General features: G+C 70.5%; 15 protein-coding genes. 7 read left to right on the top strand and 8 right to left on the bottom strand.

Going from position 1 to position 15,746, the window contains the following annotated elements; all coding sequences use genetic code 11:
* Window positions 1–279 precede the first annotated feature (279 nt).
* Entirely contained in the window at window positions 280–1,440 is a 1,161-nt protein-coding gene (locus EIZ44_RS25510; RefSeq protein WP_439098622.1) for an IS30 family transposase, read from the top strand.
* A 143-nt stretch (window positions 1,441–1,583) separates the two neighbouring features.
* Here EIZ44_RS25510 and EIZ44_RS25505 read toward each other — a convergent pair whose 3' ends face one another.
* The 6 genes from EIZ44_RS25505 to EIZ44_RS25480 form a co-directional block, all read right to left on the bottom strand.
* Window positions 1,584–2,459: a sugar phosphate isomerase/epimerase family protein gene (locus EIZ44_RS25505; RefSeq protein WP_134731593.1), complete on the bottom strand. Its 876-nt coding sequence runs from the start codon at window positions 2,457–2,459 to the stop codon at window positions 1,584–1,586.
* A 67-nt stretch (window positions 2,460–2,526) separates the two neighbouring features.
* Entirely contained in the window at window positions 2,527–3,519 is a 993-nt protein-coding gene (locus EIZ44_RS25500) for a sugar phosphate isomerase/epimerase family protein (protein ID WP_134731591.1), read from the bottom strand.
* Window positions 3,516–4,535, bottom strand: a complete 1,020-nt coding sequence (locus EIZ44_RS25495; protein WP_134731588.1) for a Gfo/Idh/MocA family oxidoreductase — start codon at window positions 4,533–4,535, stop codon at window positions 3,516–3,518. Before EIZ44_RS25495 ends, EIZ44_RS25500 begins: the two co-directional genes overlap by 4 nt.
* Before the next feature lie 22 nt (window positions 4,536–4,557).
* Window positions 4,558–4,902 (bottom strand): universal stress protein, encoded by a 345-nt coding sequence (locus EIZ44_RS25490; RefSeq protein ID WP_134731586.1) that lies wholly within the window; start codon window positions 4,900–4,902, stop codon window positions 4,558–4,560.
* Between the two features lie 3 nt (window positions 4,903–4,905).
* A complete protein-coding gene (locus EIZ44_RS25485) occupies window positions 4,906–6,348 on the bottom strand; it encodes a sugar porter family MFS transporter (protein WP_134731584.1) in 1,443 nt (480 codons plus the stop codon).
* Window positions 6,349–6,419: 71 nt separating this feature from the next.
* Window positions 6,420–7,349 carry a TIM barrel protein gene (locus EIZ44_RS25480; RefSeq protein WP_134731703.1) on the bottom strand — a complete coding sequence of 310 codons (930 nt, stop codon included), beginning with the start codon at window positions 7,347–7,349 and terminating at the stop codon, window positions 6,420–6,422.
* 162 nt (window positions 7,350–7,511) lie between these two features.
* On the opposite strand from EIZ44_RS25480, the gene EIZ44_RS25475 reads away from it, so the two are divergent.
* Window positions 7,512–8,558 carry a LacI family DNA-binding transcriptional regulator gene (locus EIZ44_RS25475; RefSeq protein WP_338081088.1) on the top strand — a complete coding sequence of 349 codons (1,047 nt, stop codon included), beginning with the start codon at window positions 7,512–7,514 and terminating at the stop codon, window positions 8,556–8,558.
* A gap of 7 nt (window positions 8,559–8,565) precedes the next feature.
* Here EIZ44_RS25475 and EIZ44_RS25470 read toward each other — a convergent pair whose 3' ends face one another.
* Window positions 8,566–9,471: a LysR family transcriptional regulator gene (locus EIZ44_RS25470; RefSeq protein ID WP_134731582.1), complete on the bottom strand. Its 906-nt coding sequence runs from the start codon at window positions 9,469–9,471 to the stop codon at window positions 8,566–8,568.
* A gap of 90 nt (window positions 9,472–9,561) precedes the next feature.
* Between EIZ44_RS25470 and EIZ44_RS25465 the strand changes: the two genes are divergently transcribed.
* The 3 genes from EIZ44_RS25465 to EIZ44_RS25455 are packed head-to-tail and all read left to right on the top strand — an operon-like array spanning window position 9,562 to window position 12,592.
* Complete coding sequence (locus tag EIZ44_RS25465; RefSeq protein WP_205673297.1) at window positions 9,562–10,893, top strand: aspartate aminotransferase family protein; 1,332 nt, start codon at window positions 9,562–9,564, stop codon at window positions 10,891–10,893.
* A complete protein-coding gene (locus EIZ44_RS25460; protein ID WP_205673296.1) occupies window positions 10,890–12,395 on the top strand; it encodes an APC family permease in 1,506 nt (501 codons plus the stop codon). Before EIZ44_RS25465 ends, EIZ44_RS25460 begins: the two co-directional genes overlap by 4 nt.
* Window positions 12,392–12,592, top strand: coding sequence for a hypothetical protein (locus tag EIZ44_RS25455; RefSeq protein WP_134731580.1), 201 nt, complete (start codon window positions 12,392–12,394; stop codon window positions 12,590–12,592). Before EIZ44_RS25460 ends, EIZ44_RS25455 begins: the two co-directional genes overlap by 4 nt.
* Before the next feature lie 58 nt (window positions 12,593–12,650).
* On the opposite strand, the gene EIZ44_RS25450 is transcribed toward EIZ44_RS25455, so the two are convergent.
* Window positions 12,651–13,946: an MFS transporter gene (locus tag EIZ44_RS25450; protein ID WP_205673295.1), complete on the bottom strand. Its 1,296-nt coding sequence runs from the start codon at window positions 13,944–13,946 to the stop codon at window positions 12,651–12,653.
* Window positions 13,947–14,171: 225 nt separating this feature from the next.
* On the opposite strand from EIZ44_RS25450, the gene EIZ44_RS25445 reads away from it, so the two are divergent.
* Complete coding sequence (locus tag EIZ44_RS25445; protein WP_134731578.1) at window positions 14,172–15,056, top strand: LysR family transcriptional regulator; 885 nt, start codon at window positions 14,172–14,174, stop codon at window positions 15,054–15,056.
* A gap of 113 nt (window positions 15,057–15,169) precedes the next feature.
* Window positions 15,170–15,700, top strand: coding sequence for a carboxymuconolactone decarboxylase family protein (locus EIZ44_RS25440; RefSeq protein WP_134731577.1), 531 nt, complete (start codon window positions 15,170–15,172; stop codon window positions 15,698–15,700).
* Window positions 15,701–15,746 lie beyond the last annotated feature (46 nt).

Genomic DNA, 15,746 nt, shown 5'->3' with positions numbered 1-15,746 from the left:
ATCAGATTCCCTCAAGGGGTCCCTCACAGACCGCACACCGCGCTTCCGCCCGACCGGCCCGCCTGCCGACAGCCAGCCCAGCCTTCCCGACCCGGGCAGACGCGCTCCCCACGCACCCGCAGGGCCGCCTTAAGTCCCTGGCACTGGAGGTTTTCGCGTACGTGAGGGGAACCCTGAGGAACTCTGCTTGGGTTCTAGTGGTGGTTGCAACGCCTGAGTTGTGCAGGGGTTGCAGTGGTCGTGGTCGGGCGTGGTCGGGCTCCGCGGGGCCGGGTGAGGCTGGCGGCGGAACGCCGCCGCTATTTTGATCTTGTGGCGGAGGGCGTGGGCACGGTCGAGGCGTGCCGCAGGGTCGGGGTCGACCGCAGGACCGGGCACTATTGGCGGCACGGGAGGCCGAGCCGGGCGGGCGCGACCGCGCGTCCGGCCGCGCGGCCCGGGCCGGACTCGGGCCGGTTCCTGAGCGCGGGCGAGCGGATCGCGATCGCGGACGGGCTGGCGGCGGGCCGCTCGCGGCGGGCGATCGCGGCCGAGCTGGGCCGCAGCCCGTCCACGATCAGCCGGGAGATCGCCCGCAACGCCCGCCCCTGCGGCGAATACCGGCCCCACGCCGCCCACGACCTCGCCCGGGCACGGCGCCCGCGACCGAAAACAGGCAAGATCGCGGCCTGCCCCGAACTGCGGGACCGGGTGCAGGCGATGCTGACCGACAAATTCAGCCCGGAGCAGATCGCCGCCCGGCTGCGCCGCGACCACCCCGACCGGCCGGAGCTGCACGTGACCCACGAAACGATCTACCAGGCCCTCTACGTCCAAGGCCGCGGCGAACTGCGCCGCGAGCTGGCCCGCGCCCTGCGCACCGGCCGCACCATGCGCAAACCCCGCGCCAGCGGCGAACAACGCCGGCCCCGCTTCGCCGAACCCATGGTCATGATCAGCGACCGGCCCGCCGAAGCCGCCGACCGCGCCGTCCCCGGCCACTGGGAAGGCGACCTGATCATCGGCAAGGACAACGCTTCCGCCATCGCCACCCTCGTCGACCGCTCCACCCGCTACACCCTGCTCGTCGCGCTGCCCGACGGCCGCGGCGCCGACGCCGTCCGCGACGCCCTCGCCGCCGTCGCCGCGACCCTGCCCGCGCACCTGCGACGATCCCTGACCTGGGACCAGGGCAGCGAAATGGGCCGCCACCACGAATTCACCGTCGCCACCGGCATCCCCGTCTACTTCTGCGACCCCCACAGCCCCTGGCAACGCGGCAGCAACGAAAACACCAACGGCCTGCTGCGCCAGTACTTCCCCAAAAGCACCGACCTCTCAGTCCACACCCCCGAACACCTCGCCGCCGTCGCCGCACAACTCAACCGCCGACCCCGCAAAACACTCAACTGGGACACCCCAGCCGAACGCCTCGCTACACTCCTCGCCGAAACCAGTTGAACCACCCGCGTTGCAACAACCCCTCGAATCCACCCTGATTCCGTCAGGGTTCCCCTCACGTACGCCGGCACCAGCCCAACCGCGCCCCTCGGCCAGAAGCAGCTTCACCCCCACCGCACTACTGAGAAAACCGCACTGTAGCCCTAAAGCTTCCCGCCCCCAAAATGCTTCTCCACCAACCCGACAGCCTTCTCCCGCTGCCGCACCGAAATCTCCTCCGCCCGTTCCTCCCAGCCGAACACACACGACGACACCACCCCGTCGAACCCGACATCGGCGAGCGCGGCGAAAACCTCGTCAAAATCGACCTCGCCCCGCCCGATCTCGGCATGCTGATGGACCCGGACAGTCGAACCCGGCGGATTCACGATGTACCGCAGCCCGTTCGACGCAGTGTGGTCCAGGGTGTCAGCAAGGTGCACGTAAGTGACCTTGTCCCCAGCGTCAGCGATGATCCCCGCCGCATCGTTGCCCTGATGGAACGTGTGCGGCGTGCAATAGAGGAACGAGATCCACTCCCGATTGAGCCCCCGCACGAGCCGCACCGCGGCATGGCCGTCCTCGATGAAGTCGTCCGGATGCGGTTCCAGCACCAGCTTCACGCCCTCGCGCTCGAACACCGGGATCAGCTCGTCCATCGAGCGCAGGAACTGGCTCTCGGCGAACTCGGCGGCCTCCGGGCGGCCGTTGAACTCCGAGTTCATCGTGTCCACCCCCAGGTCGACCGCGATCTGGATCGCCCGCTTCCACGCGCGCACCGCGGCTTGGCGTTCCTCCTCCCCCGGGCCGGACCAGCGCAGCACGGGCAGCACCGACGCGATGCCCACCCCGGCGTCGGCGGCGCGCTTGCGCAGTTTCGCCACCGTGGCGTCGTCGGCGCGCGGGTGGCCGAAGAACGGGATGAAGTCGGCTTTCGGGGACAGTTCGAGCCACGAGTAGCCCAGGCGCGCCACCACGTCCGGCAGGTCGAGCACGGAATGGGTGGCGTAGAACATCTGCGGGTCGAGAGCGAGTTTCACGGTTTCCTCCGGAGAACAGGCGGGGCGGCCGGGAAAGTGCCCCGGCCGCCCCGCGCGTGGATCGGCTTCACAAGTCGCGAGCGGCGGCGTGCAGGTTTTTCGCCGCGAGCGCGAGCCCTTCGGTCTGCGAGTAGGCGGCGTCCTCGTGTTCGATGTTCACCGCGATCCCCGGATCGACCTCCTGCAGCGCACGCAGGAACCCGGTCCAGTAGCCCGTGTCGTGCCCGAGGCCGACCGCGACGAACTTCCACGCCGGGTCCTGCGGCCAGGCCGAGCACCAGTAGCCGATCCCGGTCGGGACCTTTCCTTCCTGCGCGGCGGGCACCCGGGTGAACGACGTGTCCAGCACGCCGCGGACGTCCGCCCCGGGGCAGAGCGTCACGTCCTTCGCCGCGGCGTGGAACACCAGCGGGCCCAGCCACCGGATGCAGGCGAGCACGTCCATGCCCTGCCACATCAGGTGCGACGGGTCCAGTTCCGCGCCGAGGTTCGTCGCGCCGGTCTCGTCGACCAGCCGCTTGAGCGTCACCGGCGAGAACGCCAGGTTGTGCGGATGCATCTCAATCGCCACCCGCACGCCGTTTTCCCGGGCCAGCGCGTCGATCTCGTTCCAGAACTCCGCCGCGACGTCCCACTGGTAGTCCAGCACGTCCAGGTACACGCCGTCCCACGGGTTCACCACCCACGACGGGTATTTCGCGTCCGGGTCCGAGCCGGGAGTGCCGGACATGGTCACGACGTGCCGCACGCCGAGCAGCCCGGCCAGCCGGATGCTGCGGCGCAGGTCCTCGGCGTGTTTCGGCCCGACGCCCGGGAGCGGGTTGAGCGGATTCCCGTTGCAGTTCAACGCTGTCAGCTCGATGCCGCGCTCCGCGAACGCCGCCAGGTACTCGCGGCGCGCCGAGGCCGAGGACAGCAGCAGGTCGACCGGGCAGTGCGGGGCCGGGAGGAATCCGCCGCTGTTCACCTCCGCCGAGGTCAATCCGTTGGCCCGCAGCACGTCGAGCGCCTCGGCCAGGGTGTGGTCGTGCAGGCAAGCGGTGTAGGCGCCCAGCTTCACCGCTCGTCCCCGGCGTAGAAGGCGGGCCGGTCCTTCATCGTCACCCCGACCACCCGGCCGGTGTGCAGGGCCTCCACCGTCGCGTCGGTGATCACCGTCGCGGCGTAACCGTCCCAAGAGGACGGTCCGGCCGGTTCGCGGCCGGCCGCGAGCGTGTCGATCCATTCCTGGAATTCGACGTCGAACGCCGCGGCGAACCGCTGCTTCCAGTCCTGGAGCACCGCCACCCGGCTCGACCCGGCGGTGCGCACGGCGGGACTCGCCGGATCGGGCAGCCGGACCAGCCCGGTCTCGCCCACCGTCTCGCACTGGATGTCGTAGCCGTACTGGCAGTTCACGAACACCTCGAGGTCGATCCGCACCCCGGCCGCGGTCTCGAACAGCATGATCTGCGGGTCCCGCAGGTGCGGGAACCGGTTCCCCGTCGACCGCGGCGTGAGCACCTGCGCGGACACGATCTCGTCGGACAGCAGCCAGCGCAGCACGTCGATCTCGTGCACGGCGGTGTCCTGCGCGGCCATCTCCGAGTGGTAGCTCTCCGGCACCGTCGCGTTGCGGTGCGCGCAGTGCACCATCAGCGGCGTGCCGATCTCGCCCGCGTCCAGCACGCGTTTCATCTCGCGGTACCCCGCGTCGTAGCGGCGCATGAACCCGACCTGCACGAGCCGGCGGCCGAAGGCCTGCTCGGCCTCGACGATCCGCAGGCAGTCCTCCGCCGTGGTGGCCAGCGGCTTCTCGCAGAACACCGGCTTCCCCGCGGCGATCGCCGCCAGGACGTGCTCCGCGTGCGTCGGCCCCCACGACGTGACGACCACAGCGTCCACATCGGACTGTCCGATCAGGTCAGCTCCGTCGGCCGCTGCCCGGGCACCGACCGCCTCGGCGACCCGCGCAGCCCGTTCGGCGTCGAGGTCGGCCACGGCGACCACCTCGGCTCCGGCGACCACGTCGGTCAGCCGCCGGACGTGGTCCTGCCCGATCATCCCGGCCCCGATCACTCCCACGCGTACGGTCACGGCGGGTTCTCCCTTCACCTCTTCAGTATTCGGCTGTCTTCACAGCCAGGACAGGCACCTCCGCGCCGAGCAGCAGCCGCTGCGCGACGCTGCCGAGCACGAGCTTCCCCACCGGCGAACGCCGTTTCATCCCGATCACCAGCAGGTCGACCTCGCCGGCCCGCTCGGCCAGCAGGTCGAGCACGTGCTCGGCGACGTCCACGCCGGGGCGGCGGTCCAGCACCTCCGCCGCGGCCGGCGCGTCCAGCGGGGTCAGCCGCAGGTTCGCCACCAGCAGCTTCGTCCCGCGCAGCTCGGCTTCCTCGATCCCGCGAGCGAGCGCGAGATCCCCTTCCCGCGAGTCAGTGACCGCGGCGAGCACCGCCATCGTTCAGCCCTCCTTCGCGGCCAGCGCGGGCGCGCCGAACCGTTGGTGCAGCTCGGTTTCCAGTGCTTCCAGCGAGCGGCCGCGGGTCTCCGGGACGACCTTCGCCACGAAGGCGATCGCGGCCAGCCCGAGCAGCACGAACAGGAAGAACGTCATGGAGATGTGCAGCGCGTCGACCAGGATCGGGAACGTCAGGCCGATCGCGAAGTTCGTCAGCCACAGCACCAGGCTCGCGATCCCCATGCCGAGCCCGCGCAGCTTCAGCGGGAAGATCTCCGACAGCATCAGCCAGGTGACCGGCGAGATCGCGCCCTGCTGGAACGCCAGGAACGTGATGGTCAGCGCGAGCACCACGAACGCCCGGCCCTGCCCGGCGGGCAGCAGCAGGGAGAACAGCCCGATCAGCAGCAGCGCCGACGTCGTGCCGATCTGCCCGGCGATCAGCATCGGACGGCGGTTCACCTTGCCCAGCAGGTAGATCCCGGCGAAGGTCGCCAGCACCGAGATCACCCCGTTGGCGATGTTCGCGGTCAGCGCGCTGTTCGCGGAGAACCCGGCGTCGGTGAGGATCTGCGTGCCGTAGTACATGATCGAGTTGACCCCGGTCACCTGCTGCACGACCCCGATCCCGATGCCGACGAGCACCAGCCGCCGGATCCACGGCGTGGCGAGGTCGCGCAGCCCGCCGGTCTGGGACTTCTTGTCCTCCAGCGCGAGCCGGCGCACCTCGTCGAGTTCGGCCGTCGCGCGCTGCTCCGAGCGCACCTGCTTCAGCACCGCCAGCGCGTCGGCGAACCGGTCCTTCGACACCAGCCAGCGCGGGCTTTCCGGCATCACCAGCATGCCGAACCACAGCACCACCGCGGGCAGGGTCGCGATCACCAGCATCCAGCGCCACACGCCGTTGCTCTCGCCGAACGCGTTGCCGATGAACGCGTTGAAGGTGAACGCGAGCAGCTGGCCGGACACGATCATCAGCTCGTTCTGGGTGACGAGCCTGCCTCGCCGTTCCGCAGGCGACACTTCGGCGAGATAGGTCGGCACGGTCACCGACGCGCCGCCGACGGCCAGGCCCAGCACGAACCGGCTGAGCACCATCACGGCGGTGACCGGGGCGAGCGTGCAGCCCAGCGTGCCGATCAGGAAGATCGCGGCCAGCACCAGGATCGTGCGCCGCCGTCCCCGCCGGTCGGCCAGCCGCCCGCCGAGGATCGCGCCGAGCGCGGCTCCCAGCAGCAGCGAACTCGTGACCAGCCCTTCGGTGAACGGGGACAGGCCGAGGTCGGCCTTCATGTACGGCAGCGCGCCGTTGATGACCCCGGTGTCGTAGCCGAACAGCAGGCCGCCGAACGTCGCGATGACGGTGACCAGCCGCAGCCGGCGGGAATGCGGGCCCTTCTCCTCAAGCGGTACGGCCGGTGGCGTCGTTGCCCGGACGTGACTCATGCGGTTGCTCCCGGTTCGGTGCGCCAGACCCCACTGGCGCGTGAGTTTCCCCGTGGTTCCCCGGATCGTGTTCAGCCCAGGCGCGGCCGGGCGGTGCCGGCCAGTCCCTGCGCGGCGAGATATTCGCGGGTGCGCACCGCGATCGGCAGCGGGACCTCGGCCGCGCACGGGTAGAGATCCTGTTCCACGATCACGAACAGCTCCGCGTCCAAAGCGGACAGTGCCTCGACGACGGACGCCGGGTCCGGCACGCCCGCGGGCGGCTCGACGCACACGCCTCGTTTGACCGCTTCGCCGAACGACAGCCCTTCGGCGGCCACCTGCGCGAGCACGTCCGCGTCCATCTGCTTGATGTGCACGTAGCCGATGCGTTCGGCGAACCGGCGGATCAGGTCGAGGTTGTCGCCGCCGCCGTAGGCGACGTGCCCGGTGTCCAGGCACAGGTTGGCGTACCGGGAATCGGTCTCGTTCAGGAACCGCTCGATCTCCGGCTGGGTCTGGATGTGGCTGTCCGCGTGCGGATGCAGGACCAGCCGCACGCCGTACTCGTCCAGCAGGATGCGGCCGAGTTCGTTCGCGCGCCCGCCGAGCGAGTTCCACTGCTCCGCGGTGAGCCGCGGTTCTTCGGTGTACGCGCCGGTCTTCTCGTCGCGGTACATCGGCGGGATGAACACGAGATGGTGCGCGCCCGCGGCGGCGGTCAGCTCCGCGACCCGGCGGGCCGTAGCGACCGTCTCGGCCCACTTTTCCGGGCGGTGCAACGCGCCGAACGTGGTGCCGCCGGAGACCTGCAGGCCCCGGGCGGCGGCCTCGTCGGCCAGTTGCCGCGGGTCGGTGGGCAGGTAGCCGTACGGGCCGAGTTCGAACCACCGGTACCCGGCGCTCGCGAGCTCGTCGAGGAAGCGGGTCCAAGGCACCTGCTGCTCGTCTTCGGGGAACCACACGCCCCACGAGTCGGGCGCCGACCCGAGGCACAGGTTCCCGGCGGTGATGCGGGACATCGTCGTCACTTGCGGTCCTCCCGGACGTCGGAGGGAATCTGTCTAGCGCGCTCTACTAGCGCGCTCTAGTGCGAAGAACTATGCTGGCTGTCACACCCGGGTGTCAAGGGCGGGCGGGAAAGCCTGGAAGAATCGCCGGGAACGCCGACGAGAGGAGCGCACGTGCCCGACCGAGTGCCGCCCGGCCCCGCGGACGGCGCGGAACCCGCGGGCAAGCCGCGGCGCCCGACGATGGTCGACGTCGCCGCCAAGGCCGGCGTCTCCCGCGCGCTCGTCTCGCTCGTCTTCCGCGACCAGCCCGGAGCCAGCGAGGCCACCCGGCAGCGGGTGCTGCGCGCCGCCGACGAACTCGGCTACCACCCGGACAACGCGGCGCGGCTGCTCGCCCGGGGCCGCAGCCGCACGCTGGGCGTCGTGCTCACCGTGCACCAGCCGTTCGACGCGGACCTGGTCGAGGGCATCTACCCGGAGGCCGAACGCCTGGGCTATGACGTGCTGCTCTCCGCCAGCGCCCCCGGACGGGACGAAGCCAAGGCGGTGGAAGCCCTGCTGAGCCACCGCTGCGAGGCGGTGATCCTGCTCGGCCCCACGTCCCCGCAGGCCTACCTCGCCGAACTCGGCCGGCGCACGGTCGCGGTGTCAGTCAGCCGGCGCGTCCCCGGCGCACACCTGGACAGCGTCCACACCGCCGACACGGTCGGGGTCCGCCAAGCCATCGACTACCTGGCCGAACTGGGCCACCGCGAAATCGTCCACGTCGACGGCGGCAAGGGCCCGGGAGCCTCGGACCGCCGCCGCGCCTACCGCGGCGCGATGCGCAAGCACAAACTGCCCGCCCGCGTCCTGCCCGGCGAGTACACCGAAGACGCCGGAATGGCCGCCGCCCGGCAGCTGCTGGACGAAGACCGCCTGCCTACCGCGATCCTGGCCGGCAACGACCGCTGCGCCGCGGGCCTGCTGCACGCCTTCGCCCGCGCCGGACTCGACGTGCCCAAAGACCTGTCCGTGGTCGGCTACGACGACAGCCATCTGTCGCACCTGTCGCACTTCGACCTCACCACCGTCCGCCAGGATGCGAACCGGATCGCCGAACAGGCCGTCCGTCAGGCGGTCGCCCGGCTCGAGGACGAAACCGTCGCGCCAGCCGAGACAGTCCTCGACCCGAAACTGGTCGTCCGCGGCACCACCGGTCCGCCGCCGCGCCGCTGACGACGGCTCACCGCGGCCGATCGGACAACTCGCGCGCAGTCTCCGCCGCGGCCTCCGCGAAGTTCTTCGCGGCTTGCGGCGCGTCCGCGGAACAGGCGACCGCGACCGTGCAGTCCGGAAGATCCGAGATCGGCACGAACCGCACTCCCGGACGCGCGTAGAACTGGCTCGCCGAAGCGGGCACGATCGACAAGCCCCGCCCCAACGCGACGGCCTGGAGCTCCGCTTCGAACGTGGCGGCTTCGCAGGCCACCACAGGGGATTCGCCGCGCAGGCCGGTCAGGATCCAGGAATCCCGCCACTGCCCGTCGCCGGGAGCGGCGACGATCGGCTCGCTCAGCAGGCGGGCCACGCCGACCTCCGGCTGTCCGGCGATCGGGTGTCCTTCCGGGACGCACGCGACGCATTTTTCGCGACGCAGGATTCGCTCGCGCAGGTCGGGCAAATCCAGCGGCGGCCGGACGATCGCGACGTCGGTTTCGCCGGTGTCGAGCCCGCACCGGGGCGCGGAGAAGTCGTACTCCACCAGTTCGACGTCCAAGTCCGGATACCGGCCCGCGAACGCCCGCATGATCGCCGGGACCAGGTCGACGACCGCGCCGATGAGGTACCCGACGCGCAGCGTGCCGACCTCGCCGACCGCCATCCGGCGCGCCAGGACGGCCGCCTGGTCGAACCGGGCCAGCACCGCCCGCGCCTCGGCCAGGAACGTCTCCCCCGCCGAGGTGAGGGCGGTCGCGCGGGTCGTGCGCGCGAACAGGCGGAAGCCCAGCTGCCCTTCGAGCTGGCGGATCGCGTAGCTCAGCGACGGCTGGGAGATCAGCAGCGCCTCGGCCGCCCTCGTGAAGTTCGCCGCCTCGGCCACGGCGACGAACGCGCGCAGATGCCGCAACTCCACATTCATAGAGAGCATCTATGAAGTCTACTCAATTCCGTCTTTCCGCCGGACCGCCTCGCGTTCTTACGCTCGGGTGGACATCCACCGCGCTGCCAAGGAGAAACCGTGACGAGCACGCTGACGGACACGCCCGACCTGCACCTCCTCGGGCGGGAGGCCCTCCTGCACGAGCCGGCCGGCGGCGACCCGGAGAAGCTGACCCTGGTCCGCGCCCAGGGCTCGCTGGTGTGGGACGACCGCGGCAACGAGTACCTCGACTGCACCGCGCAGGCCTGGTCGAACAACCTCGGCGCCGGCGACGAGCGCGTCGTCGAGGCCGCGATCGCGCAGACTCGCGAGCTCACCCACGCCCGCCCCACTTTCCACACGCCGGCACTGCTCGAGCTGGCCGCGCTGATGGTGTCGATCGCCCCCGGCGACCTCAACCGGGTCGGGTTCACCCTGCACGGGTCGATGGCGGTGGAGATGGCGCTGAAACTCGCCCTGCGCAACCGCCCGGACGCCGAGCACGTCGCGGTGCTGCACGACGGGTACCACGGACGGTCGATCGCCACCATGGCCGCCAGCTGGCCGCATCCGGGCAACGCGTTCGCCCGGCTGCAGCCCCGGTTCCTGCGGCTGCCCCGGCCGGACCTGTTCCGCCCCCGGCTCGGCCGGACCGCCGAAGAGGACACCGAACTGACGCTCGCGATCGTCCGCGACATCCTGGAGAAGGGCGCCGAAGGGTCGGTCGCCGCCCTGATCTACGAACCGATCCAGGGCAACGGCGGGCACAACGAGTTCTCCGCGAGCTGGCACCGGGGCATCCGCGAGCTCTGCGACGAATTCGGGATGCTGCTGATCATCGACGAGGTGCAGACCGGATTCGGCCGGACCGGGCGGATGTGGGCGAGCGAGCATTACGGCCTCGACCCCGACATCCTCGTGTTCGGCAAGGGCGTCGGCGGCGGCTTCCCGCTCGCCGGGGTCCTCGCCAAGCACGAGCACGCGAAGTTCCTCGCCGGCGACGACCAGCTCACCTTCGGCCAGTTCCCCGTTTCGATCGCCGCCGGGCTCGCGACGGTCAAAGCGATCATCGAGGACGACCTGCCCGCCCGCGCGGCCGAGCACGGTGCCTATGCGACCGAGCGGCTGCGGGAGATGCAGACACGCCACCCGCTGATCGGCGACGTCCGCTCCCCCGGCCTGATGGTGTCGATCGATTTGGTCCGCGACCGGGCGACGAAGGAACCGGCGCCCGCCGAAGCGCACGAGGTTTTCCTTCGGGCGCAACGCAAGGGAGTGATCTTCGGGGAAAGCCGCTACGCGAACCTGGGCAGCCTGATCAAGATCAAGCCGCCGCTCGACATCAGCCGGGACCAGCTTTCGCACGCTCTCGACGTCCTGGACGACGTGCTGGGCGACGTCGAACGCGACTACGGGACCGGCGTCCGGTGAACGCGCCGGAGCACCCGGGCGCCACCCGGGCCCGCGCCGCACGGGTTTCCGACGACGACGATCTCGCCACGCTCGGCTACCGGCCGCAGCTGCGCCGGACCATGAGCTCGTTCACCGCGTTCGCGCTCGCGTTCTCGATGGTGTCGATCAACACCGGCATCATCACCCTGTTCACCGACCCGTACCAGTACCTCGGCGGTTCGGCGGTCTTCCTGTGGCTGCCGGTGCTGCTGCTGGTCCTCACCCTGGTCGCGGTGTACGCGCACCTGGCCGGGCGGATCCCCATCACCGGCTACGCCTACCAATGGTCGAGCCGGCTGGTCGGGCCGAACTTCGGCTGGTTCACCGGCTGGATCGCGCTGGTCTCGTTCCTCGCCGGCACCGCCGGGACGGCCGCCGCGGTCGGCACCGTGTTCGCGCCGGAGATCTGGACGGACCCGACACCGCGCCAGGTGCAAGCGCTGTCCATCGGCTGCACCGTCGTGGTCGCCGGGCTGAACATCATCGGGGTCAAGGTCGCTACGCGGATCAACAACATCGGCGCGTCCATCGAACTGATCGGCACCGTCGTCCTCGGCATCGTGCTGGTCGCCGGGCTGCTCGTGTTCTTCGGGCACACCGAAGGCCCCCGGATCCTGACCGACACCCACCCGCTGAGCGGAGGCGCGGCGACCCTCACCGGCATCTCGCTGGCGGCCCTGCTCCCGGTCTACGTGCTCCTCGGCTGGGAAGGAGCCGCCGACCTCGCGGAGGAAACACTCGACCCGCGCCGCGCCGCCCCGCGCGCGATGTTCCGGGCCGTGCTCGTGTCCGGCGTCATCGGTTTCCTGATCTTCGCGCTCCTGGGCATGGCTCTGCCCGCCGACCCCGCGACTTTCTTCGCCAGCGCGGAAAACCCGGTGCTGCGCTTGCTCGCCGTGCATCTCGGGCCGTTCGCCCGGGCGATGATGATCGTGGTCGCCTTCGCCTCGATCTTCGCCTGCCTGATCGCCAACATGGCGGTCGCGACCCGGATGACCTTCGCGCTGTCCCGCGACAACATGCTGCCCGCGTCCCGGGGCCTGCAGAAGGTCGGCAGCCGGAGCCGCGCCCCGGTCCGGGCGATCGTCTTCGTCGCCGCGGTCGCGATCGGGCTCAACCTGCTCAACGGCGGCATCGTCGGCCAGATCTACGCCATGGTCGGCCTGACCTACTACCTGGTCTACGGCCTGACCCTGACCGCGACCGCCATCGCCGCCCGCCGAGGCCGCATCCCCGCCGCCCGACCCGGCGTCTTCGACCTCGGCCGCTGGCTGAACCCCGTCGTCGTGCTCGGCCTGCTCTGGTGCGCCGCCGTGGTCGCCGCCCTGACGGTGCCTGCGGAGAACCGGCAGAACGCGGTCACTGCCGCGGTCGTGCTGGGGGTCGGGTTCCTGTGGTGGGTCGCGGTGCTGCGTCGTCGGCTGAACAACGGGACGGCGGGGCCGCCCAATCCAGAACAGGCCACGGCGGAATCTCCGTGACCGGAGCCTTCGGCCTCTGGTGCGCCGCCGTCGTCGCCGCACTGACCGTGCCCGCGGAGAACCAGCAGAACGCGGTCACCGCGGCAGTCGTGCTCGGGGTCGGGTTCCTGTGGTGGGTCGTGGTGCTGCGCCGTCGGCTCAACAACGGGACGGCGGGGCCGCCCAATCCAGAACACGCCCCGCCGGAACCTCCGTGATCAGCCGAATCGCCCGCCAGACAGTTGGCGGGCGATTCGCGTCAGCAGACCGTGGTCGTCACTGCTTCTTCCGAACGAGAAAGAAACTGAACACAATCACCGGCAACGTGAGCGCCGCGGCGAACGCGTTCAGTCCGCCGAACCCGATCACGGCCATCAGCGGTCCCGCCAGCCCGGCGCCGAGCGCGGCGACGACGTTCATCGAGGTGTCGGCGGTGCCTTGCACGAGGGGCCGCAGGTCCGCGGGCGTCGCCTCGTTGAGCATCGCGGAACCGGCGACGAGGGCGAAGGACCAGCCGAGGCCGAGCAGGAACAGGCTCGCCATCGTCAAGGGGATCGCGCCGTGGCCGAGGATCGACGCCAGTGCGGACAGGATGAAAACCGCCTGCCCGGCAAGCGCGACCGGCAGGGTTCCGGCCTTGTCGGTGAGCCAGCCGACCAGCGGCGAGAACGCGTACATCCCCAGCAGGTGGCCGCTGATGGTGATGCCGACGATCGTGAGCGCCGCCCCGTCCCGGCTCATGCTGACCGGCGTCATCGTCATGACCGCGCCCATGACGGTGTTGCCCACGACGATCGTCAGGAACGCGAACGCGGCGCGCGGGCTGCGGCGCAGGTGACGCCGGACCGATTTCAGCGTGCTCGCGAACGATTCCCGCGGCGAATCCGCGTCCGTCTGCTGGCCCGCGTCGTCGGCTTGTCGTTGCCGCGCAAGCAGAAGCGGGTCCGGACGCAGCCACAGCCACAGCAGCACGGCACCGACGAGCAGACAGGCCGTCGCAAGCAGAAACGCTCCGGTCAGCCGGGGAAGATGCAACGCGGCTGCGATCCCGGCGCCGGGATCGGCGAGATTCGGGCCCAGCACCGACCCGATCGTCGTCGACCACACCACGATCGACAACGCCCTCGCCCGGCGGTGCGGCACTGCCAGATCCGCTGCCGCGTAACGGCTCTGCTGGTTGGTCGCGCTGCCGATCCCGAACAGCAGCATTCCCGCGACGAGCAACGGCACCGACATCAGCACCGCCGCCGCCACGAGCACCAGTCCGCCGAACCCCGCCAAGAGCCATCCGGTGCTCAGCGCTGCCCGTCGCCCCCGCCGGTGCGCGAGAAAGGCCAGCGGCACTCCGGCCAGGGCAGCGCCCGCGGTCGTGGCGGTCCGGGCCAGTCCGGCGTAGGTTTCGCTCTGCGCAACGGATTCCGCCAGCAGCGGGCCGAGCGACGCCGACACCCCGACGCCCACCCCGCCGACGATCTGCGCCGCGGCCAGCAGCCAGACGGTACGCCGTTGCACCGCGCGCGTGCGGGGCTCGGCCTGCCAGGACGCCACTGATGTTTCCGGTGCGGCGGACACGCGCTTCCTCTCGACAGGCAATTCAGGCAGGCGCCCGCCGGAAACGAGCAGGGACGGTGCGCGAACGGATTTCCGCCAGCGGCGAAAACCGCCGAATTGCGCTGTGCTCTCCCCCAGTGATCCCGGTCGGGCCCGGGTGCCTACCTTAGAGGCGGCCGGCGCCGTCCGGTAGCCGCTGCGCACGAATGCGGTTATATTCACTGGTTATAGCCAGGAGAGAGCACCATGAACATCGAGACCCTGCGGTACGCCCAGGCGGTGTCCCAGACCAGGTCGTTCAGCGCGGCCGCCCGCGCCTACGGCGTGACCCAGCCCGCGCTGTCCAACGGCGTCGCCCGGCTGGAGGAGGAACTCGGGGTCCGGCTGTTCGACCGCTCGCCGCGCGGCGTCAAGCCGACCGCGCACGGCGCTCGTCTGCTGCCGATGATCGACCACGCCCTGGACACCCTCGACGCGGTCGCCACCGAGGCCCGCCGGCTGGCCGCGCCCCCGGCGGGCACCATCCGCGTCGGGGTCTCGCCGCTGATCGGAGCCGACCTGGTCGCCCGCGCGTTCGACGCGGCCCGCGCGCTGGCCCAGCCGAGCGCGCTGGTGCTGCGGGAGGCCGATCTCGCCGTGCTCCGCGAGGCACTGGCGGCCGGTGAACTCGACCTGCTCCTGGTGCCCGCGGTGCAGGTCATGCCCGGGTGCCACCGGCGCGTCATCGCCCGCGAACCCGTCGTGGTCATCGACCCGGTCCCCGCCGAGGCCGACGGCCCGGTCGAACTGCGGGCAGCCGCGGACGCCGACTACATCCTGGTGCCCGACAGCTGCGGGCTGACCACCTTCACCACCGACCTCTTCACCGCCGCCGACCTCCCCATCCGCGCCTACCCCGGCGAAGCCGCGAGCTACCGCGTGCTGGAGGACTGGGCGAGCATGGGCGTCGGCGCGGCCATCCTCCCCCGCTCCAAGATCACCCGCGAACACGCCAACTGCCGCCCGCTCGTACGCAACGGCCGACCGGTCGAGATCGCCTACGAAGCCGTCTGGGCACACAACAACCCGCTGGGCGCGACGCTGGAAGAACTCGCCGAAGGGATCGCGAACTTCGCGACGCCCGGCCATTAGCTTTGGTTATCGCTTCATGACTCAGCGGCCGCTACCGGACCGCGCTCGGAATATCTAGTCTCGTTCGCATCGGGACGTTATCCCGGAACGAGCAGCGATCCAAGGAGCAAGTCGTGAGCAGCGTGCGCGTCACCCCCTGGCACGAAGGCGCGGAATTCCCCGCACCACCGGAAGAAGTGCTTTCCGCGATGCGGGATCGGCGGCCGAACGGCGAGCTGATCGGCATCGACCGGGTGCTGCTGCGGAGCGTCCCGCTCGCGACCGGCTGGAACGGACTGCTGGGGCGGGTTCGCGCGGAGTTCGCTCTGGAGCTGGAATACCGCGAACTCGTCATGCTCCGCGTCGCCGTCCTCAACCGCGCGGATTTCGAATGGAATGTGCATCATCCGGCGTACCTGCAAGCAGGCGGGACCGAGGAAAAAGCCCAGGCGCTGCAGGGCCGCACCGCGATCAGCGAGATATTCGGCGAGAAGGAACGCGCCCTGCTCCGCCTCACCGACCAGTCCACCACGCAGGTCGACGTCGCCCCTGAAGTCATCGAAGAAGTCAAAGACCTGTTCGGAGAACAGCAAACCGTCGAAGCAGTCGCGACGGTCGCGGCTTACAACATGGTCTCCCGCTTCCTGGTAGCGCTGGCGATTTGATGTTGCCCCCGCACGAATCCGCGCAAGTGTCCGAACCGGACGGTCC

It is taken from the genome of Amycolatopsis nivea (assembly GCF_004522235.1).
Taxonomy (GTDB): domain Bacteria; phylum Actinomycetota; class Actinomycetes; order Mycobacteriales; family Pseudonocardiaceae; genus Amycolatopsis; species Amycolatopsis nivea.
Note: the sequence above shows the minus strand (reverse complement) of the source record. Positions and strands in the feature narration are given on the sequence as shown.

What these genes read in the sequence shown, in the direction of transcription:
- EIZ44_RS25480 (WP_134731703.1), bottom strand. Translation starts at nt 7,349, where the DNA reads ATGTCCCGCATCACCGCCGGGAACCTGTGCCTCGGGTCGGCGCCCGAC.
- EIZ44_RS25490 (WP_134731586.1), bottom strand. Translation starts at nt 4,902, where the DNA reads ATGGCGGTGCTCGCCGCGGTCACTGACTCGCGGGAAGGGGATCTCGCG.
- EIZ44_RS25485 (WP_134731584.1), bottom strand. Translation starts at nt 6,348, where the DNA reads ATGAGTCACGTCCGGGCAACGACGCCACCGGCCGTACCGCTTGAGGAG.
- EIZ44_RS25470 (WP_134731582.1), bottom strand. Translation starts at nt 9,471, where the DNA reads ATGCTCTCTATGAATGTGGAGTTGCGGCATCTGCGCGCGTTCGTCGCC.
- EIZ44_RS25445 (WP_134731578.1), top strand. Translation starts at nt 14,172, where the DNA reads ATGAACATCGAGACCCTGCGGTACGCCCAGGCGGTGTCCCAGACCAGG.